The organism is Actinophytocola sp. (assembly GCF_035634895.1).
Classification (GTDB): Bacteria; Actinomycetota; Actinomycetes; order Mycobacteriales; family Pseudonocardiaceae; genus Actinophytocola.
Window position 1 is genome coordinate 89445 of the sequence record NZ_DASQCC010000190.1, and the last position, 19230, is coordinate 108674.

A 19230-nucleotide genomic window follows, 5' to 3' on the forward strand; every position below is an offset into this window, starting at 1 on the left:
TACCACAAGTGCCCCCCGCCGTCCGACGATTTCGGGCCGCGAGAAGACGACATTGGTACCCATGAACGAGCGACAGGACATCGAGCGGGCGGTGCGGGCCTCGGACTCCGAACGGGAGCACATCGCGAAGATGATCGGCGAGGCCGCCGGCGAGGGACGGCTGTCCATCGCGGAGGCGGACGAACGCCTCGAACGCGTGTACACCACCAGGTTCCGGCACGAGCTCGCCGAGTTCGTCGCCGACCTGCCGGCCGAGCCGGCAGGTACCGCACCCGCACGCCTCGGCCGGTTCCCGGTCCGGCTCCGGGTTCACGCGGGCGTCGCCGTGGTCGTCTCGATCCTGCTGATCCTCCGGTGGGCCGCGATGGACGTGCCGTTCTTCTGGCCGGCCGGCCCGATGTTCGTGCTGTGGGGCACGTTCCTGCTGCACGCGCTTCTCGTGCGGTCGGGCCGTGTTCCGCCGTGGGCGCGCCAGCGCTCCGGCCAACCATGGTGGGCCGAACGGCAGCGTGCCGACGGCTAGTGTCCCGCGCCGGAAATGCGGTGATTAAGTCGGTGGATCCAGGTTTCTGCTGGCAAGACGCCGGTTCGCCCTCGTACTGGGTCGTACTTAGGCGAACCGGCAACGCCGCCAGCAGGAAGCTGGGCCGCCGAATTAGCTGCCTGATTTCCGGCGCGGGACACTAGCGGCGTCACGTGGCGTCGTTCCCCCGTTCTCCAGGAGACCCCATGACTACCGTCGAACCCGAGACGATCACCGGTCTGGCGGCCCACGCGGCCGGCGTGACCAAGAAGTTCGGCCTGGGTGCCACGGCCGTGACCGCACTCGACGACATCTCCGTGGACATCCGCCGCGGCCGGTTCACGGCCATCATGGGCCCGTCCGGCTCCGGCAAGTCCACGCTCATGCACGCACTCGCCGGACTGGACACAGTGGACTCCGGCGAGGTGTTCATCGGCGAGACGCCGCTGCACACGTTGTCCGACAAGGGACTCTCCGACCTTCGGCGCAACAGGGTCGGGTTCGTCTTCCAGCAGTTCAACTTGCTGCCGACGCTCTCGGCCGAGGAGAACATCCTGCTGCCGCTCGCCATCGCGAAGCGTAGGCCGGACCAGGCATGGTTCGACCAGGTGGTCGGGGCCGTCGGGCTGGCGGACCGGCTCGCGCACCGGCCGAGCGAGCTGTCCGGCGGGCAGCAGCAACGGGTCGCGTGCGCCAGGGCCCTGCTGCCGAAGCCGGACGTGATCTTCGCGGACGAGCCGACCGGCAACCTGGACACCCGCGCCAGCGGCGAGATCCTGCGGTTCCTGCGCCGGTCGGTCGACGAGTTCAACCAGACGATCGTGATGGTGACGCACGACGCCGGCGCGGCCGCGTACGCGGACCGCGTGGTGTTCCTGCAGGACGGCAAGGCGGTGCACGACCTGCTGGAGCCGAACGCCGACGAGGTGCTGGACACCATGAAGAGCCTCGACGGGGGTTCGTGATGCTGAAGGCGGCGCTGAAGGGGTTGCTGGCGCGCAAGATGCGCCTGACGCTCGCCGGTTTCGCGGTCGTGCTCGGCGTGATGGCGGTGTCGGCCGCCATGGTCACGACGACCACCATCGGCAGCGGGTTCGACTCGATCTTCGCGAGCACCAACGCGGACATCGACGTCTCGGTGAGCATGCGGTCCGATGTGGACTCCGGGATCGGCGGCAAGGGCTTCACCCCGCCGGTGCCGGCGTCGGCGGTCGGCGAGATCGAGAAGGTCGCGGGGGTGCGGTCCGCGCGGGGCCAGGTCTCGGTGGACGGTGCCCGGCCGGTCGGGCACGACGGCAAGGTGATCAGCGTGCAGGGGCCGCCGCGCAGCGGGGTCGCCTGGCACGGCGAGACCGGGCCGGTGCGGCTCCGGGAGGGACGCGGGCCGGCGGCGGCCGACGAGGTGGCGATCAACGGCGGCCTCGCGGACCGGGGCGGGTTCAGGGTCGGCGAGACCATCGACGTGCTGACGCTGGCGCCACGGCGGAGCTTCCGGATCGTCGGGATCTACGGGTACAGCAACGGGCGCGGGTCCATGGGTGGGGACACCCAGGTCGCGTTCACCGAACCGGTGGCGCAGAAGCTGATGCTCGGCGCGTCCGATGTGTACAGCTCCGTCACCGTCACCGCCGACCCGGGGGTGTCCAGGGCGGAGCTGAAGAAGCGGGTCGTGCGGGCGCTCGGCGGCACGTACACCGTGCGCACCGGCGACGAGGTGGCCTCGGCGACGGCCGCGGACGGCAAGGCGTTCCTGGAGATCGTGCGGATGGTGCTGCTCGGGTTCTCCGGGCTGTCGCTGCTGGTCGGGATCTTCCTGATCCTCAACACGTTCAACATCCTGGTCGCGCAGCGGACCGGCGAGCTGGCGCTGATGTCGGCACTCGGCGCGCGGCGGCGGCAGATCATCGGCTCGGTGCTCGTCGAGGCCTCGCTGGTCGGCGCGGCGGCGTCCGTCGTGGGCATCGGGCTCGGCATCGGCGTGTCGGTGCTGCTGAAGATGGTGATGGAGGCCAACAGCGGCACGGCGCTGCCGGTCGGGTTGATCGTGCCGGTGCCGCAGCTGGCGCTGGCGTTCGTGCTCGGCGTCGGGGTGACGCTGGTGGCCGCGCTGCTGCCGGCCGTGAAGGCGTCGCGGGTGCCGCCGGTGGCGGCCATGCGGGCGTCGGCGGCCGAGCAGCGGTCGCTGACCCGGATCACGCTGCTGGGCGCGGTGCCGATGGTGGCCGGGATCGCGGGCGTGGTGGCGTCGCTGGCGGACATCGGGTCGTTCCGGTGGGTCGCGCTGGCCGGCGGGGTCGTGCTGGGGCTGTTCGGGATGGCGTTGCTGACGCCGGTGCTGAGCCGCTCGCTGCTGCCGGCGCTCGGCCGGCTGGTGGGCTGGTCGATGCCGAGCAGGCTGGGCAACCGGAACGCGGCACGCAACCCGCGGCGCACGGCGATCACGGTGTCCACGCTCGTGATCACCCTCGGCCTGGTCGGCGGCGTGAGCGTGACGGCGCAGTCGATGAGGGCCGACCTGAGCGGCAACGCCACCCGTGACCTGGGCGCGGACCTGGTGATCAGCGGCGACGGCGTGACCGCGCGTGCCGGTGGCGGCGGCATCGGCGGTCCTCCGTCGGCGGCGGACGGCCGGGTCATGCCGACGTTCTCGGCCTCGGTCATCGACAAGGCCCGTGCCGTGCCGGGGGTTTCACTGGCGGTGGCGCAGTACGTCGACACGGTGCGGCTGGGGACGGGGTCGTCGCCCGCGGCCGCGGCCGACCTGTCGCGGCTGTCGCCCGTGTTGAAGCTGAAGGGCTCGCCGAAGACGCCGGCGCCGGGTTCGGTGGTGGTGGACACGACCACGCTGTCGAAGCTGGGGCTGCACGTCGGCGGCACGATCCACCTGGCGACGCCGCGCGCGGGGTGGCGGGACTTCCGGATCGCGGGTTCGTACGAGGCCACCTACCTGTTGCGGGGGCCGGTGTTCAACCCGTCAGAGGTGCCCGGCCTGTTCGTGTCGAACGCCCCGGCCATCGGCTACGTCCAGCTCTCGGCCGGCGCCGACGCCGCGGCGGTGACGCGGGCGGTGTCCGGGCTGGTGGCGGACAACCCCGAGGTGACGGTCCAGGACCAGACCCAGCTCGCGACGGAGGCGGCGGACCAGGTCAGCATCGCGGAGACCATGCTGTACGTCCTGCTCGGGCTGTCGGTCGTGATCGGGCTCCTGGGGATCGTCAACACGATGGCACTGTCTGTGCTGGAGCGGACGCGGGAGCTGGGCCTGTTGCGGGCCATTGGGATGCGGCGGTCGCACATGGTGCAGATGGTGGTCACCGAGTCGGTGCTGATGTCGCTGTTCGGCGCGGTGCTCGGGCTGGTCACGGGCGTCGCCGCCGGGGTCGCGGTGTCGAAGGTGCTCGGCCTGTCCGCACTGGAGATCCCGTGGGGGTCGCTCGCGGTGTTCCTCGGGCTCGCGGTGGTGGCGGGGCTGCTCGCCGCCCTGGCCCCGTCGACCAGGGCGGCGAGGGTGAACGTGCTGTCGGCGATCGCCTACGAGTAGACACCGACCTCCGGGTAGCACCTGGACGGCGAGTCCAACAACGGTTGCGGCTCGCCGTTCAGGTGTAGGTCGAAGAAGGCGCGGACGTACCGGCGGATGATCTCCACCGAACGGGTACCGGCCAGGTGGCTGCCCAGGTCGACGCCGATCTGCTGGGCCAGCATGTCGTAGTCGGCGAAGGACTGGTGGACCGAGCCGTCGACCTTGAGCCAGCGCCGCCAGCCGGTCAGGCGCTGCCAGTCGCGGTCCAGCGAGGGATCGGTGGCGTTCTCGGTCAGGAACATGAACGGCCGGGAGAAGCCGGTTTCGGGCAGTGGCTTGAACATCGTGCCGTCGAGGTCGACACCGGCATGGACCCGGGCGTCCGTCAGCATGGTCTCGCCGACGCTGGCGCCGCCGAGGGACATGCCCGCCATGCCGATGCGGGACGGGTCGACCAGCGGCATCCGGGTCAGCTCGTCCAGCACGAAGGAGACGTCGTGGGCGCGGCTCTCGATGTCGAGCGTGGGGAAGTCGTCGACGTCCAGCGTGCACGCGTCGCAGGTGGTGACCCGGCCGTCGGGGAAGGTCGTGGCGAAGGACTCGTAGGTGTGGTCGATGGCGGCCACCACGTAACCGTGGCTCGCCAGGTCCTCGGACAACGCGGTGAGTGAGGTGCGGGGCCAGGTGAAGCCGGGTGACAGCACGACGAGAGGGTGCTTGCCGGGCAACGGTTTCGCGTCCGTGTACGCGTTGGTCCGGGTCGTGCTCAGGACCTCCGGTGGCACGCCGGTCGTGCCGGTGCCGGCCAGCACCAGCGCCGACTCCCTCGGAGTCATGTACGGCGCCCGGTGCGTGCCCCGCGGCTTCGCCGGGAACCACAGGGAGACCATGAGTTCGCGCGGGCCCGAGGGGACCCAGGGGTCCTGGCGTGACTCGTCGGTGAGGTGGAGGGACGTGGTGCCGACCGGATGTCGACCGGTCGGCGTCGGCAGGTACGGCCCGGGGTCGGCGGCCGCGGGGGTCGCCATGGCGAGCAGTGCCGCGACCAGCAGGAGTTTCATGCCGGTCATCGTGTTGGCTGCCGTCCGGGGGCCGCATCGGCACGAAGTACGGTCGCGACCGTACTTTTGGCCGATCCCCGGGACGGGGTACGGGTTCGTAGTCTGGCCGGCGTGGACGTGGGGGATCGGCTGGCCGCTGCCGGGTTCGCCGCTGCGCTGGCGGTCCAGGCGTACGCGATCGAGTCCAGCTGGGGCGGCACGTACTGGGTGTTCGGGTGCGGCGCGGGGCTGGTGGTCTGCGTGCTGGCCCTGCTGCGACGCGTGTGGGTCGGGCTGGTGGCCGCGGCCGTCGCGGTGGTGGTGGCCGGGGTCGCGCACCTGCCCGGCGAGCCCGGTCCGGCGATGGCTCTGGGACTCGCGGTGCTCGTCGGCTCCGCGATCCGCGCCGGGCCCGCGGTCCGGGTCGCGGGCGGTGGGCTGGCGGTGGTCGCCGGGAGCTGGTTCGTGACGCCGGGGGGCGCGACGCTGAACGCGCTGGCCTGGTGCGGCGCCGTCATCACCGGGCTGGGACTGCGGCTGCTCGACGAGCGGAACCGGGTGGCCGCCGAGGAGGCCCGCCGGGACGAACGCCTCGAGTTGGCGCGGGAGCTGCACGACGTCGTCGCCCACCACGTGACCGGCATCGTGCTGCAGACACAGGCCGCTCGGGTCGTCCGCCGCGGGGACCCCGCCCGGCTGGACGAGCATCTCGCCGGGATCGAGGGCGCGGGGTCGGCGGCGCTGACGGCCATGCGCCGGGTCGTCGGGCTGCTGCGGGACGCCGACGACACGGTTTCGCTCGCGCCGGAGCGGCTCGGTGAGCTGGTCTCCCGTTTCGACGGGCCGGCGGTGCGGCTGCGGCTGCCCGAGGGATCGCCCGTGTGGGCGCCGGAGGTGACCAGCACCGTGTACCGGGTCGTCCAGGAGTCGCTGACCAACGTCGCCCGGCACGCGCCGCGGGCGCGGTCGGTCGAGGTCAACGTCGGTCAGGACGGGTCGTCGGTCACCGTGGAGGTGGTCGACGACGGGCCCGCGGTGCGGGCGCACCGGGGCGGGTATGGGCTGTTGGGCATGCGGGAACGGGTGGAGGCGCTCGGCGGGACGCTGTCCGCGGGGCCGTGTACCGGCGCCGGCTGGGCCGTGCGAGCGAGGCTGCCGCTGCGATGACGATCCGGGTGTTGGTGGCCGACGACCAGGCCATGGTGCGTGGCGGGCTGCGGCTGCTGCTGTCCGACGAGCCGGACATCGAGGTGGTCGCGGAGGCGGCGGACGGGGTGTCGGCGGTCGAACTGGCGCGGCGGCTGCGGCCCGATGTGTGCCTTGTGGACATCCGGATGCCCGGCCTCGACGGGATCGAGGTCACCCGTGCGCTGGCCGGTCCGGAGGTCGCCGACCCGCTGCGGGTGGTCGTGGTCACGACGTTCGACCTCGACGAGTACGTGTACGGGGCGTTGCGTTGCGGGGCAGTGGGGTTCCTGTTGAAGGACTCCGGTCCCGCGCTGCTCGCCGAGGCCGTACGGGCGGCGAGCGTCGGCGACTCGCTGGTCTCACCGTCGGTCACCGTGCGGTTGCTGCGGCGGTTGGCGCCGGTGCGGAAGGCGCGTGGCGGGCGGCCCCTGTCGGAGCGGGAGAGCGAGGTCGTCCGCGCCATCGCCCGGGGCCGGACCAACCGGGAGGTCGCGGCCGAGCTGTTCATCTCGGTGAGCACGGTCAAGACGCACGTGGCCGCCGTCCAGTCCAAGCTCGGCCTGCGCAACCGGGTCGAGATCGCCGCCTGGGCCTGGGAGAACGGCACGCTTTCCTGAAGCCGGCCGAGCGGGCTCGCAAGCCGTGAGGCATCGTAATTCCGCCGGCATTTCGACATAATGATGTATGCGACGATGGCCGGTTTCCTGCGCACCGGGGACGAGTACGCCGACGTGTTCACACAGGCCGGGTACGAACTCCAGCGCATCGTCCCGACGGGAACAGCGTTCGCCATCATCGAAGCCACACCGGCCTGAAGAGGACAGACATGCTGATCAGCATCGGATTACCGAGCACCGTGCCGGACACGCCGCAATCCTCGGTACTCGACTGGGCACGGGAAGTAGATCAATCCGGATTCTCTGGTGTGGCCACACTGGAACGTTTGGTGTACGACAGTTATGACAGTCTGACCACTCTGGCCGCGGCCGCCGCGGTGACCACCCGCGCGAAACTGCTGTCCTCCGTGTTGCTGGGCCCGCTGCACAAGAACGTCGCGTTGTTCGCCAAGCAGGTCTCGACCATCTCGAAGCTGTCCGGCGGACGCCTGACCGTGGGCGTCGCGGCCGGCTCGCGGCCGGACGACTTCAACGCGAGCGGCGTGGCGATGGCCGGTCGCGGTGGCCGGCTGACCCGGCAGGTCGAGGAGGCCAGGGAGATCTGGGGCGGCGCCCGTCGCGGGTTCGCCGGTGCGATCGGACCGGCTGGTGGCCCCCAGGTGCTGCTCGGCGGGCACTCGGCGGCGGCCGTCGACCGCGCGGCCCGGATCGGCGACGGGTGGATCGCCGGTGGTGGCGGGGTCGACATGTTCCGTGCCCGCGCGGAGAAGTTCCGTTCGGCGTGGCGGGACCACGGGCGCCCGGGCGAGCCGCGGGTGGTTGCGCTGTCGTACTTCTCGCTGGGCGCCACGGCCGGGGACCTGGCGGACGAGTACCTGCTGAAGTACTACGCGTTCGCACCGCCGTACGCGCGGATGGTGCGGGACACGACGCCGGCCGGGGCCGCCGCGGTACGGGAGACGATCGAGCGTTTCGCCGCGGCCGGTTGCGACGAACTCGTGCTTTCACCGTGCAGCCACGACATCGGGCAGTTGGCGGCACTGCGGGAGACGCTGCACCGCTAGGACCGCGCCGGAATTCGGCTCCTGTCGCATCCGGTCCGGAGGCGGCTTCGAATACCGCGAATTCCCGTTCCTGTCCGGGATTTCGCACACACGGAAACGACACCGTTCCCGTGTGTGCCGGATTTGGCATTTCGGGACCGGTCGCCGCCTGGCCCGCGTGGCGGTGCCCGGCCACCACCGGCGCCGGCCGGGAAACGTCGAGCCCGTCTCGACCGGTTCGGCACGTAAGCTCGAGGCATGCGTTTCGACACTCTTGCGGTGCACGGCGGCGAGCGGGTGCCCGGCCCTTCTGGCTCGGTCGTCTTCCCGATCTTCCAGGGGACGGTGTTCACCAGCGAGCCGGGTGAGTCCTACCACGACATCAAGTACCACCGGCTGAACTCGACGCCGACGCAGACGTACCTGCACGACAAGCTGGCGGCGCTGGAGGGCGCGGAGGCGGCGGTCGCCACGTCGTCCGGCATGGCCGCGGTGACCACGATCCTGCACACGCTGCTCGGCAAGGGCGACCACCTGCTGGTGAGCGACGTGCTGTACGGCGGCACGCACGACTTCGTCACCGCCCACGCCGAGCGGCTGGGCTGGGAGTACTCGACGATCGACCCGCAGGACCCGTCGTCGTGGGCCGTGCGGGACAACACCCGCGCGGTGTTGGTGGAGACGATCACGAACCCGCTGATGCGGGTGGCGCGGCTGCGGGAGGTCGTGGAGTTCGCCAGGTCGAACGGGATCGTCAGCGTCGTGGACAACACGTTCGCGTCGCCGGTCAACTTCCGGCCGGCGGTGGCCGGTTTCGACCTCGTGTTCAACAGCGCGACGAAGTACCTGAACGGGCACTCGGACCTGGTCGCGGGTTCGGTGGCGGGGTCGTCCGCGTTGGTCGAGCAGGTCCGCCACACGCTGAACCTGTACGGCGGAAGCCTGGACCCGCATGCCGGGTTCCTGCTGGCGCGGAGCCTGAAGACACTGGGTGTGCGGGTGCGGCAGCAGAACTCGAACGCACTGGCCGTGGCGGCGTTCCTGGCGAGCTCCCCGAAGATCGCGGCGGTCAACTACGCGGGGCTGCCGGATCATCCGGATCACGGGCACGCGCGTGACCTGCTGGCGGGGTACGGCGGGATGCTGAGCTTCCGGCTGACCGGCGGCGTCGAGGCGGCGGAGACGCTGCTGGCGGCCCTGACGCTGCCGGCCGTGGCACCGAGCCTCGGCGGTGTGGAGACGCTGATCACCCGCCCCGCCGTGACGTCACACGCGGGGATGTCCGCCGAGGACCGGGCCGCGGTCGGCATCACGGACGACCTGATCCGCCTGTCGGTGGGCATCGAGGACGCGGGGGACCTGCTGGCCGACTTCGCGCAGGCGCTCGACAAGGTCTGAGGCCACGCCCGGACGGGTCGTCCTCGTGCGTGCGACTGGTGTCCTGAGTCGGAAGTTCGGCGCGCTTCTCGGCGGCCCGGCTTCCCGCTGGCGGCGTTGCCGGAAGGCCCGAGTACGACCCGGTACGAGGGCCTTCCGGCGCCTTGCCAGCGGAACCTGGATCCGCCGACAAGCACACCAACTCCCAACTCAGGACACTAGGAATGCTGGGCGATCTGGATGAGGTTGCCGCAGGTGTCGTCGAACACGGCCGTGGTCACCGGGCCCATGTCCGTCGGCTCCTGGGTGAACCGCACCCCGAGCCCACGCAGCCGCTCGTGCTCCGCCCGCACGTCGTCGACCGCGAAGGACGTGACCGGGATGCCGTCGTCGACCAGTGCCTTCTTGAACGGCTTGGCCGCCGGGTGCTCGTCGGGCTCGAGGAGCAGCTCGGTGCCGTCCGGGCTCTCCGGCGACACGACGGTGATCCACCGGTGCTCGCCCAGCGGGACGTTGGTCTTCTCCTTGAACCCCAGCACCTCGGTGTAGAACCGCAGCGCCTTCACCTCGTCGTCGACCATCACGCTGGCCAGGTTGACCCTCATACCGAACCTTTCCTGAGCCACCGCTCGACGATCGGTTCGAGCGGCGCCGTGTTGATGTGGTGGAACTTGTACCGGCCCTCGCGGCGGATCTCGACCAGACCGGCGTCCTCCAGCACGTCGAGGTGCTGCGAGATCGCCTGCCGCGACGAGCCAAGGCCGTGCTTGGTCGCCAGGCGCGCGCAGATCTCGAACAGCGTCTGGCCGTCCCGGTCGGTCAACTCGTCGAGGATCACGCGGCGCGTGGGATCGGCCAAGGCCTTGAAGACGTCTCCCACACACGGAACGTTATGCAAGTATCCACTTGCCTGTCAACCCGGGACAACGGACAGAAATGGTCCGCAATTGCCGGCATGCTGTACCGCATGACTCAGCTGCTCCGCCCGGACGGGCTCGTCCAGTCCCCTGCCTTCACCCACGTCGCGGTCGTGCCGCCGGGGGCCACGACCATCTACGTCGGCGGCCAGAACGCCGTCGACGGCACCGGTGCGCTGGTCGGCGGCGACGACCCCGCCGCGCAGACCAAGCAGGTCATGACGAACCTGAAGATCGCGCTGGCCGCGGCGGGCGCGACCGTCCATGACCTCGTGATGGTGACGATCCTGCTCGTCGACGGGGTCGACCTCAACGCGGCTTACCCGGTCGCGGCCGCCGAGCTGGCGGGTGCGACACCGCCGGTCGTCGCCGCGCGCGTGGCCGGGCTGGGTGTGCAAGGCGCGCTGCTGGAAGTGAGCGCGGTGGCCGCGGTGACGGCGTGAGCCGCGCCTACGGCAGCAGGTCGACCGAGCGCAGCCACTCCCTGATCTCGGCCTCGGACGAGACCACGGCCACGTCGCGTTCGCGGTAGGCGTCGGAGGTCGAGGCGTACCGGCTGAATACCACGACCGGGATCGTGCCGCTGGCCTGTTCCAGCGGCCGCAGCTCGTCGACGGGGTGGTCCGCGCGGCTCATGTCGGCGACGATGATCGTGTACACCCGTTCGCCGAGCCGTTCGACCGCCTCGGATGTGCTGCGCGCCACATCGACGGGCACGCCCTGCTCCCGCAACCCGTTGAGCAGCCGGGCATTGTGCTCCGGCCGGTCGTCGACCCACAGCACCCCCGGGCCCGCCGCCGTGGCGGCGGGTTCGGTTTCCGTGCGCCACCACGTCAGACGGGTGAGAACCCGCTCCAGCCGCGCGGGAAACACCACCGCGGCGATGACGAGCACAAGCACCACCACGATGACGAGCACCGCGACGACCGGCCGACCGATGTCGGCGAATCCCGCCCCCAGCATTACTCACCTCGGATACCGACTGGCCCCCTACCTTATCCGCCGTCATCCTAGTTGTTCTGACAACCGGCGAAGGGGTCTGAACCACTTACCGCCGGCTCGCCCGGGTAATCGCGGCTTCCACCGCCGCCACACGGTCCGCCAGAAGGCCGACCGCGCCCACCGCACGGACCATCGGATCTTCCTCGCTATCGCCCAGTGCCTCGTCCCGGAGGTAGGCGGCCTTGACGACCGTCCAGCGTTCCTCCTGCTCGGGCGTGAGCCGGCCGCGAAGCTCGGCCGGCTTCAGCAGGTTCGCCTCCACGCCGGTCGTCAGTGCCTGCGCCTCACCGAGGTAGTGGTCGTCGATCGCGGCTTCCAGCTCCTGCTCGTTCATCGCCGGGACGACGCGTTCGGCCAGCTTGTTCATGTTGCGGTACGAGCCCTGCAACAGGAACGGCGGCTCGGTGCGCGACGAGTCGGCCTGCGCCGCCGAGGCGATGTAGGCCTGGTTGTTGGCCAACACGACCTCCCGCACCCGCAACAGCTTGCGCAGTACCGACGTGATCTGGTCCAGCTCCACCGCCGCGTAGGGGTGCGACAGCTGGTCCGACCGGACCTCCTCGCCACGGGCCAGACGGATCAACAGCGCCAGGTCCGCGCGGTCCCTTGTGGACAGTGGTGGTGTCGAGCAGGAGGGTGCCCACAAGGCTGACGAACCAGCCGACGACCGTCAGTACCGAGAAGGAGATGGTGGCGGGCACGCCGCCAAGGCCGATGCCCGTCGGCCAGGTCGAGGTCACCCAGCTCGACGTCGAGGGTGCCGATCAGGACGAGCAGCCAGTAGCTGACGACCACCACGAGCAGAACGCTGAAAACCGCGGCGGGAAAAGGAAAGCGCGGCGTCGATGAAGTCGTGCATGTGCCTCCCCCACCTGGATCGTCCCCGATGGCGGGACTATACCCAGGCAGGGGAGGCACTCACGGGCGAAATCTCCCAAGTTGCGTGCCTACTTCGCGTCGCTGCGCTGCCGTAGCCCGCTCAGCAAGGAGACCCCTCCCCCCGCGAAGATCACCTGTAGAGCCAACTCGGTCCAGTCGATGCCGTCGGTGTCCCCGACACCGATCAGTTCGGCGACCCCCGTTCCAGCGACGGCGGCGATGATGCCGACCAGAATGGTCACCAGAAGTGACATCTGGTGCCGGCCGGGCACGATCGCTCGCCCCAACCCGCCGATGATCGCGCCGAACACGATGGCCGTGATGAGCCCGGTGATCTCCATGACCCGCTTCCTTTCTCCCCGTGGGAAGAAGTCTGGTGCGCGCGGGCCCCGGTGGGATCAGGAGATCACCCTGGTTCGACCCTGAGACGCGTCTCAGGGTGTGGGCGTCGTTGCGTGACACGGGGGCGTGGGGCTGAATGGAGGACGGCCGCTCCCGCCGGAAAGGGAAACCACATGAGCGTCACCGACGAACTGATCGCCAACAACGCCGAGTACGCGGCGAGCTTCTCCGGCCCGCTGCCCCTGCCGCCCGCCAAGCACGTCGCCGTCGTGGCCTGCATGGACGCGCGGCTGAACGTCTACGGCGCGCTGGGGCTGCACGAGGGCGAGGCCCACGTGATCCGCAACGCCGGCGGCGTGGTCACCGAGGACGAGATCCGGTCGCTGGCCATCAGCCAGCGCCTGCTCGGCACCGAGGAGATCATCCTCATCCACCACACCGACTGCGGCATGCTGACCTTCACCGACGACGAGTTCAGGAAGTCCATTCAGGACGAGACGGGCATCAAACCGTCCTGGGCGGCCGAGGCCTTCGGTGACCTCGACGCGGACGTGCGCCAGTCGATCGCCCGCGTCCAGGCGAGCCCGTTCATCCCGCGCAAGGACTCGGTCCGTGGCTTCGTCTTCGACGTGGCCACGGGCAGGCTCACCGAGGTGGCCTGACCCCGGGGTGCACGAATCCGCGACTCGGTGTGCGTGAACGCGGGACTCGGTGTGCGTGAACGCGGGACTCGCGGTGTTTGAACGCGGGACTCGCGGTGTTTGAACGCGGGACTCGCGGTTTAGTCGACGGAGCGGATTCGGAAGACCAGGACCGAGCCGGCCACGCCCACTATGGCGGACACCGTGTACAGGACCGGGTAGCCGCCCAGGTAGGTGACGATCGGGGCCGCGATCACCGGGGCGATCACCTGGGGAAGCGAGTTCGCGATGTTGATCACGCCGAGGTCCTTGCCGCGGTCGCCGGCCGCGGGCAGGACCTCGGTCATCAGCGCGAAGTCGACCGACAGGTACACGCCGAAGCCCAGGCCCAGCACGGCCGCCGACACGAGCGCGCCCGTCCACGTCGGCCAGAAGCCCAGCAGCAGGGCGGCCGCGGACATCACGATGCCCGACCAGCACACGAAGACCTTCCGCCGCGACGCGCGGTCCGACCAGACGCCGGTCGTGACCACAGTGGACAGCAGGGTCACCGCGTAGACCGCGGTCAGGATGAAAACGCCGCCTTCCGGGTCGTCGTAGCCGACCACGTCCTGCAGGAAGTACAACAGGTACACGATCGCGATCGAGTTGCTCAGGTTCAGCAGGAAGCGGGTCAGCCAGGCCCAGCCGAAGTCGGGGTAGCGGCGCGGGCTGATCCAGAAGTCCCTGATCGACAGCCGGGGGCGTTCCGTGGGCTCGAGCACCGTGTCCCGGCGCGTCAGCAGGAACGGAATCGACGTGATGACCAGGAACCCCGCGCACACCAGGTACCCGGCGGCTATCCCGCCGGCCTCGGCCGCGAGCAGCGAGCCGACCACGATGCCGAGCGTCTGGCCGACGCCGAGCCAGCCGCCGACCATGCCGCGCTGCCGGTGCGGCACCTGGTCCGGCACCGCCGCGAACATCGCGGCCTGCATGGCGTTCAGCGTGAACTGCGCCGCGCACCAGCCGATGATCATCACGGCGATGTTCGGCGCGCCGGCCAGCACGGCCAGGCTGGCCACGCCGCCGAGCCCGCCGATGACCATCCACGGCCGCCGGCGGCCGGCCCGCCACGTCGTCCGGTCGGAGATCGCGCCGAACAGCGGGTTGGCGACCGCCGAGAACGCCGCGCCGAGGCCGGAGACCACGGCGAGCACGATCTCCTTGCTGTCCGGCGCGAGGGCCTTCGCCTGCACGGCGAGCAGGACCTGGATGGGGCCGTAGAACGCGGTGAACAGTCCGAGGCTCGCCAGTGAGATGAAGGCGGTCCAGCGGGCCGGCACCGGGACGGTCGGCTCGGCGATCGTCTCCGCGGTCACGACCACACCTCGCTCTCTCTTCGCGGGCTCCGAGACAGCGGCCGTCGGTCGCACGTCTCCTGATGGTTCGCTCCGTGGGCTCCGCTCACCGCTGTGCCCTGATCATGTCGCGGTACCAGTGGTACGAGTCCTTCGGCGTGCGTTCGAGCGTATCGAAGTCCACGTGCACCAGTCCGAACCGTTGTGAGTAGCCGACCGCCCACTCGAAGTTGTCCACAATGGACCACACGAAGTAGCCGCGAACGTCGATGCCGTCCGTGACGGCCCTGTGCAGTGCCCGCAGGTGCCCGTCGAGGAACTCGACGCGGCGGGTGTCGTGCTCCTTGTCGTGGTAGGAACAGCCGCCCTCGGTGATGTAGACCGGCGGCAGCCGGTCCCCGTACCGCTCGGCGAGCGTCGTGAGCGTCTCGTACAGGCCGTCGGGCACGACGGGCCAGCCGTAGTCGGTGACGGGGTACCCCTCGATGAGGGGAAAGTCGAAGGGCAGCCCCTCCGGCAGCGAGGCGCCGTCGATCCGCGCGGGCGTGCCGTTCGCGTCGGGCGCGGCGACCTTGCTGGGCGCGTAGTAGTTGACGCCATACCAGTCGAGCGGGGTGGAGATCGTCTCGAGGTCCTCGGCCACGGGCCCCGGCATCGCGAAGGCGAGCTCCTCGGTGGGGTAGCGCCCGGTGAGGATGGGCGCCGCGAACAGGTCGTTCACGATCCGGTCGTAGAGGGTGGCGGCGCTGCGGTCGGCGGGGCTCTCGGACGCGGGCCAGACAGGAACGTGGTTGTTGGCGATGCCGATGTTGGTCGCGCCCGCCGCACGAAGTGCCCGCACCGCGAGGCCGTGCCCGAGAAGTTGATGGTGCGCCACGGGAAGCGCCTCGAACAGGAGCTCCCTACCCGGCGCGTGCGCGCCGATGCCGTACCCGAAGAGGGTGAGCACCATGGGCTCGTTGAGCGGCATCCACATCCGGACCCGGTCGTGCAGCTTCGCACCGACGATGGCCGCGTAGTCGGCGAACCGGTGGGCGGTGTCCCGGTTCAGCCAGCCGCCGTCGTCCTCGATCTTCTGCGGGGTGTCCCAGTGGAAGAGCGTGACCGCGGGCGCGATGCCGGCCGCGCACAGCTCGTCCACGAGCCGGTCGTAGAAGTCGAGGCCGGCCTTGTTGACGGCGCCGGCGCCGTCGGGCAGCACCCGCGGCCAGGCGACGGAGAACCGGTACACGTCGACCCCGAGGTCCCGCATGAGCGCGACGTCCTCGCGGTACCGGTGGTAGTGGTCGGTCGCCGTCCGGCCCGTGTCGCCACCGAGGACCTTGCCGGGCAGCGCGCTGAAGGTGTCCCATGTGGACGGTCCGCGGCCGTCCTCATCCACCGCGCCCTCGACCTGGTAGGAGGAGCTGGACACACCCCAGAGGAACCCGTCGGGAAACTTGGGGAGTGGCATCGCCTGTCCTTTTGCCGGGAAGTAGGGGTGGAGCGCGAGACAGCTTGCTGGGCGTCCACACTTCTGGTCAACCCCTGAGCCGGCACGGCGGCGACCACGAGGGCCGCGAGTCAGCGCGTCGCGGGCCACTCGGACGCGAGCACCGACCACACCTCGACGTCGTGGCGGGTGCCGTGGAGCGGGAACGACTCGCGCAGCGTGCCGTCGAGCCTCATGCCGAGGCGTTGCGCGACCCGCCGGCTCGGCTCGTTGGCCGCCACGCACCGCCACTCGACGCGGTGCATGCCGCGGACCCGCACCGCCCAGTCGATCATCGCGGTGGCGGCCCTGGTGACCAGGCCCCGGCCGGTCATCTCCGGCGCGAGCCAGACGCCGACCTCGCACATGCCGCTCGCGTTCTCCCACACGCGGAACAGCACGCCGCCGGACAGCTTGCCGTCGACCCAGATGCCGAGGACGCGGCCCTCGCCGCGGGCCTGCGCGTCGGCGTAGCGCTGGAGGAACTTCGCGGCGCCGTCGAGGCTGGCCGCGGCCTCGACCCACGGCAGCCACGGCGTCAGGTACTCCTGGGCGGCCGCGAGGTGCTGGGACAGCTCGTCGGCCCGCCACGGTTCGAGGGCGCGAAGCTCCGCGTCGTCGGTGAGCCGCAGTGACAGCATGGTCGACCTCCGTGCCAAACGTTTGTTATGTACCCTATCAGCATGCCGGCGAAGGGTGACCACGACGCACGACGCACGGACGTCGCCGCGGCCGTGTGGCGCGTGCTGGCCGCGCACGGGTTCGGCGGCCTGACCATGCGTGCGGTGGCGACCGAGCTGGGCGCGTCGACCGGCCTGCTCACGCACTACTTCAGGAACAAGCGCGAGCTGGTCCGGTACGCGCACGAGATCGCGGCGGAGCGGTCGGCCGGCCGCCCCCGGCTGCGGGCGGACGAGCCCGGGCTGGCGGCGTTGCGGGTCGCGCTGGTGAACGTGCTGCCGGTGACGCCGGAGAACGTCGCGATGAGCCGGGTGTGGGTGAGCTTCTGGGACGCGGCACTGGACGACGACGTGCTGCGGGAGGCGCAGCGGGCCCGGTACGAGTGGTGGCGGGGGCGGCTGCAGGCTTGCGTCGCGGAGGCTCGGGAGCGCGGGGAGCTGTCCGGCGAGCCGGAGGACGTCGCGGTGGCGGCGGCGGCCTTCGCGCACGGGCTGGTGGTCCAGGCCCTGTTCGACCCGGACCGGCTGCCGGCCGCGCGCCAGCTCGCGCTGCTCGACGACTTCCTGGCCGGCCTGCGGCGGGTGCCGAACTAGTCCATGCCGCGTTTTCCCGGTGTCCAGAAGGGCTTGATGGCGACCGACCGGCGGGGCCAGCCGCGGTCGCGGACGAGGTGGGCGCGGGCGGACTGGCAGGCGCGGGCCTCACCGGCGACGTACGCGATGCCTGGCTCGCTCGGCAGGTCGAGCGCGCGGAGGGTGTCGAGGAGGTTGTCCGTCCAAATGACCTCGCGGGGCATTGGCAGGCGGTCCTCGGCCTCGATGACGCAGTGGACCGGCACGCTCTCGGGCAGGGCTCGCAGCATGGCGCCGAACGGCACCGAAGCGGTCGCGTCGCCGACGAACACGTGGTACGGCGCGTCCTCCCGCGGCACGAGCCGGCCTTCCGGCCTGGTGAACGACACCCGCTGCCCGGGCATGGCCTCCCGCGCCCACCGCGCGCCGGGCCCGCCCGTGTCGTGGTCGAGCACGCACAGGTCCAGGTGGCCGTCGTAGTCCCAGATCGAGTACGTCCGCAGCGTGAGGGTGCCGACCCGCACGCGGACGTGCTGGCCCGGCGTCCAGCGCAGGTCGGGCACGCCGGCGAGCCGGATCCGGCGCATCCGGGCGGTGACGTCCTCGACCGCCTCGACCGTGCCGGACAGGAAGAGTTTGCTCATGGCGGGCAGACTGACAGTTAATGTGCACATGAAGTCAAGCGAGCTGACCATCGGTGACCTGGCCCGGCGGTTCGGGCTGGCCACGCATGTGTTGCGGCACTGGGAGAGCATGGGCCTCCTCGCCCCCGCCAGGGCGGCCGGCGGCCAGCGCCGGTACGGCGAGGAGGACCTGTACCGCATCGCCCTGATCCTGATGGGCAAGGAGGCCGGGGTCAGCCTGCGGGACGTGCGTAAGTTCCTGGTCAGCGGCGGTGACAAGGCGTTGCTGCACCGCCACCTGGCCGACCTGGAGCAGCGGATCAGGGAGGCCCAGGCGGCGAAGGAGCTGATCGAGCACGCCATCGCGTGCCCGCTGCCGGTCGACGAGTGCCCGGACGCCCGCGCGGAGATCGCCGCCCGCATCCCGCCGGCCCATTAGGGTCGCTCCCCCGAGCGGCGGAGGCCGGAAATCGCTCTCGCCGGCGATCTCATTCGTGGCGCGGAAAACCACGATTGCTGGTCATGAACGTACGACTTCCCTTCATCGCCGCGCCCGTCCTCGTGTTCGCCTACGGGCTGATCCGGATCGTCGACGGGTTCGACGGCGAGCGCGGGCCCGGCCTGGCGTGGACCGTCGGGCACCTCGCCTTCATCCTCGCCATGGTGATGTTCCTGCTGGTCTTCCGGCACCTGCATCGACTGGCCGGGCGGGACACGCTCGCCACGGTGACCCGAGTGGTCGCGACGCTCGGCGCACTCGCCCTGATCGGGCAGTTCGGGGTGGACATCGTGACCGGGCTCCTGGCCGACGACCACGCACGCATGGCCGAGATCAGCAGGAGCGTGCACAGGAACCACCTCGTGTCACTCGCCATCTACGACGTCGGCCCCTACCTCTTCTACGCGGGCCAGTTCGTGCTCGTCCTGCAGCTGGCCGTCACGCGGCGGATCGCCGGCTGGACCCCGGTCCTGGTCCTCATCGACCTCCTCATGCCGCTCGTCGACAAGGACCTCATCCCGATCGGCGCCGCCGCCCTGCTGGTCTCGTTCGTGTCCATCGGCAAGCGGATCCCCGCGGACCCCGTGCCGGCACGCGTCTGAGCGAGGATGGGGCCGTGCGGTCTCGAAGGCAGGTGCTGGTCGACGCGGGTCTGGTCGTGCTGGTGGTGGCGGTGCAGCTGTGGCCGTTCCTCACCCGCACGAGCGATGTCGGCCTGCCCTGGGAGCCATGGGGTTACGTGTGCGTGGCGGGGTCCGCCATCCCGGTGCTGTGGCGCCGGCAGGCGCCGGTCGTCGCGCTGGTGACGAGCCTGGTCGCGACCGCGCTGTACGACCTCGCCGACCCGGTGCCGGCGCAGCCGATCTGGTACGGCGGGCTGATCGTGGCCTACAGCGTCGCCGTCGAGTCGCCGCGCTGGATTCAGGTGACCCTGCTGGTGGTCGGCATCGGC

25 protein-coding genes are annotated in these 19230 nt (G+C 70.8%); 15 read left to right on the forward strand and 10 right to left on the reverse strand.

The features are described from left to right. The first annotated feature begins 61 nt into the window (after nt 1-61). The 3 genes from VET29_RS28620 (at nt 62) to VET29_RS28630 (ending at nt 4064) form a co-directional block, all read left to right on the forward strand. Nucleotides 62-523, forward strand: a complete 462-nt coding sequence (locus VET29_RS28620) for a DUF1707 domain-containing protein (RefSeq protein ID WP_324926034.1) — start codon at nt 62-64, stop codon at nt 521-523. A 206-nt stretch (nt 524-729) separates the two neighbouring features. Beyond that, complete coding sequence (locus VET29_RS28625; RefSeq protein ID WP_324926036.1) at nt 730-1488, forward strand: ABC transporter ATP-binding protein; 759 nt, start codon at nt 730-732, stop codon at nt 1486-1488. Further along, nucleotides 1488-4064, forward strand: a complete 2577-nt coding sequence (locus tag VET29_RS28630) for an ABC transporter permease (protein WP_324926083.1) — start codon at nt 1488-1490, stop codon at nt 4062-4064. The genes VET29_RS28625 and VET29_RS28630 overlap by 1 nt, the downstream gene beginning before the upstream one ends. On the opposite strand, the gene VET29_RS28635 is transcribed toward VET29_RS28630, so the two are convergent. Further along, nucleotides 4055-5107, reverse strand: a complete 1053-nt coding sequence (locus tag VET29_RS28635) for an alpha/beta hydrolase (RefSeq protein WP_324926038.1) — start codon at nt 5105-5107, stop codon at nt 4055-4057. The genes VET29_RS28630 and VET29_RS28635 overlap by 10 nt on opposite strands. 111 nt (nt 5108-5218) lie before the next feature. Between VET29_RS28635 and VET29_RS28640 the strand changes: the two genes are divergently transcribed. The 5 genes from VET29_RS28640 to VET29_RS28660 all read left to right on the forward strand — a co-directional run bounded on the left by VET29_RS28640 (nt 5219) and on the right by VET29_RS28660 (nt 9332). Then, on the forward strand, nt 5219-6253 hold the full coding sequence (locus tag VET29_RS28640) for a sensor histidine kinase (RefSeq protein WP_324926039.1): 1035 nt from the start codon (nt 5219-5221) through the stop codon (nt 6251-6253). Continuing rightward, nucleotides 6250-6891 carry a response regulator transcription factor gene (locus VET29_RS28645; RefSeq protein WP_324926041.1) on the forward strand — a complete coding sequence of 214 codons (642 nt, stop codon included), beginning with the start codon at nt 6250-6252 and terminating at the stop codon, nt 6889-6891. Before VET29_RS28640 ends, VET29_RS28645 begins: the two co-directional genes overlap by 4 nt. A 75-nt stretch (nt 6892-6966) precedes the next feature. Next, nucleotides 6967-7089: a hypothetical protein gene (locus VET29_RS28650; protein ID WP_324926043.1), complete on the forward strand. Its 123-nt coding sequence runs from the start codon at nt 6967-6969 to the stop codon at nt 7087-7089. A gap of 11 nt (nt 7090-7100) precedes the next feature. Further along, nucleotides 7101-7955: an LLM class flavin-dependent oxidoreductase gene (locus tag VET29_RS28655; RefSeq protein WP_324926045.1), complete on the forward strand. Its 855-nt coding sequence runs from the start codon at nt 7101-7103 to the stop codon at nt 7953-7955. A 237-nt stretch (nt 7956-8192) separates the two neighbouring features. Beyond that, nucleotides 8193-9332, forward strand: a complete 1140-nt coding sequence (locus tag VET29_RS28660) for an aminotransferase class I/II-fold pyridoxal phosphate-dependent enzyme (protein WP_324926047.1) — start codon at nt 8193-8195, stop codon at nt 9330-9332. A 197-nt stretch (nt 9333-9529) separates the two neighbouring features. Here VET29_RS28660 and VET29_RS28665 read toward each other — a convergent pair whose 3' ends face one another. Beyond that, nucleotides 9530-9916 carry a VOC family protein gene (locus tag VET29_RS28665; protein WP_324926048.1) on the reverse strand — a complete coding sequence of 129 codons (387 nt, stop codon included), beginning with the start codon at nt 9914-9916 and terminating at the stop codon, nt 9530-9532. Further along, nucleotides 9913-10191 (reverse strand): helix-turn-helix domain-containing protein, encoded by a 279-nt coding sequence (locus VET29_RS28670; RefSeq protein WP_324926050.1) that lies wholly within the window; start codon nt 10189-10191, stop codon nt 9913-9915. Before VET29_RS28670 ends, VET29_RS28665 begins: the two co-directional genes overlap by 4 nt. A gap of 87 nt (nt 10192-10278) precedes the next feature. On the opposite strand from VET29_RS28670, the gene VET29_RS28675 reads away from it, so the two are divergent. Beyond that, on the forward strand, nt 10279-10671 hold the full coding sequence (locus VET29_RS28675) for a RidA family protein (protein ID WP_324926051.1): 393 nt from the start codon (nt 10279-10281) through the stop codon (nt 10669-10671). 7 nt (nt 10672-10678) lie between these two features. On the opposite strand, the gene VET29_RS28680 is transcribed toward VET29_RS28675, so the two are convergent. After that, nucleotides 10679-11191, reverse strand: coding sequence for a hypothetical protein (locus VET29_RS28680; protein WP_324926053.1), 513 nt, complete (start codon nt 11189-11191; stop codon nt 10679-10681). Nucleotides 11192-11276: 85 nt separating this feature from the next. Next, a complete protein-coding gene (locus VET29_RS28685) occupies nt 11277-11813 on the reverse strand; it encodes a hypothetical protein (protein WP_324926055.1) in 537 nt (178 codons plus the stop codon). Nucleotides 11814-11845: 32 nt separating this feature from the next. Between VET29_RS28685 and VET29_RS28690 the strand changes: the two genes are divergently transcribed. Then, nucleotides 11846-12079 carry a hypothetical protein gene (locus VET29_RS28690; protein WP_324926057.1) on the forward strand — a complete coding sequence of 78 codons (234 nt, stop codon included), beginning with the start codon at nt 11846-11848 and terminating at the stop codon, nt 12077-12079. 98 nt (nt 12080-12177) lie between these two features. Here VET29_RS28690 and VET29_RS28695 read toward each other — a convergent pair whose 3' ends face one another. Continuing rightward, a complete protein-coding gene (locus tag VET29_RS28695) occupies nt 12178-12450 on the reverse strand; it encodes a GlsB/YeaQ/YmgE family stress response membrane protein (RefSeq protein WP_324926059.1) in 273 nt (90 codons plus the stop codon). 174 nt (nt 12451-12624) lie between these two features. Between VET29_RS28695 and VET29_RS28700 the strand changes: the two genes are divergently transcribed. Then, nucleotides 12625-13113 (forward strand): carbonic anhydrase, encoded by a 489-nt coding sequence (locus VET29_RS28700; protein ID WP_324926061.1) that lies wholly within the window; start codon nt 12625-12627, stop codon nt 13111-13113. Nucleotides 13114-13232: 119 nt separating this feature from the next. On the opposite strand, the gene VET29_RS28705 is transcribed toward VET29_RS28700, so the two are convergent. The 3 genes from VET29_RS28705 to VET29_RS28715 form a co-directional block, all read right to left on the reverse strand. Continuing rightward, a complete protein-coding gene (locus VET29_RS28705) occupies nt 13233-14453 on the reverse strand; it encodes an MFS transporter (RefSeq protein ID WP_324926063.1) in 1221 nt (406 codons plus the stop codon). Between the two features lie 85 nt (nt 14454-14538). After that, complete coding sequence (locus VET29_RS28710) at nt 14539-15885, reverse strand: GH1 family beta-glucosidase (protein WP_324926065.1); 1347 nt, start codon at nt 15883-15885, stop codon at nt 14539-14541. A 110-nt stretch (nt 15886-15995) separates the two neighbouring features. Next, nucleotides 15996-16544 (reverse strand): GNAT family protein, encoded by a 549-nt coding sequence (locus VET29_RS28715; protein ID WP_324926067.1) that lies wholly within the window; start codon nt 16542-16544, stop codon nt 15996-15998. Nucleotides 16545-16586: 42 nt separating this feature from the next. On the opposite strand from VET29_RS28715, the gene VET29_RS28720 reads away from it, so the two are divergent. Next, on the forward strand, nt 16587-17177 hold the full coding sequence (locus VET29_RS28720; protein ID WP_324926069.1) for a TetR/AcrR family transcriptional regulator: 591 nt from the start codon (nt 16587-16589) through the stop codon (nt 17175-17177). Here the strand turns inward: VET29_RS28720 and VET29_RS28725 are convergent. Then, nucleotides 17174-17800 carry a siderophore-interacting protein gene (locus VET29_RS28725; RefSeq protein ID WP_324926071.1) on the reverse strand — a complete coding sequence of 209 codons (627 nt, stop codon included), beginning with the start codon at nt 17798-17800 and terminating at the stop codon, nt 17174-17176. The two genes, VET29_RS28720 and VET29_RS28725, sit on opposite strands and share 4 nt — an antisense overlap. 28 nt (nt 17801-17828) lie before the next feature. Here VET29_RS28725 and VET29_RS28730 point away from each other — a divergent pair, with 28 nt between their 5' ends. The 3 genes from VET29_RS28730 to VET29_RS28740 all read left to right on the forward strand — a co-directional run. Beyond that, nucleotides 17829-18218: a MerR family transcriptional regulator gene (locus tag VET29_RS28730; protein ID WP_324926073.1), complete on the forward strand. Its 390-nt coding sequence runs from the start codon at nt 17829-17831 to the stop codon at nt 18216-18218. A gap of 83 nt (nt 18219-18301) precedes the next feature. Continuing rightward, the gene (locus tag VET29_RS28735) at nt 18302-18880 is read left to right on the forward strand and encodes a hypothetical protein (RefSeq protein ID WP_324926075.1); all 579 of its coding nucleotides are present in this window, start codon (nt 18302-18304) and stop codon (nt 18878-18880) included. 14 nt (nt 18881-18894) lie between these two features. Beyond that, on the forward strand, nt 18895-19230 hold a 336-nt coding region (locus VET29_RS28740), incomplete at its 3' end, for a DUF7134 domain-containing protein (RefSeq protein ID WP_324926077.1).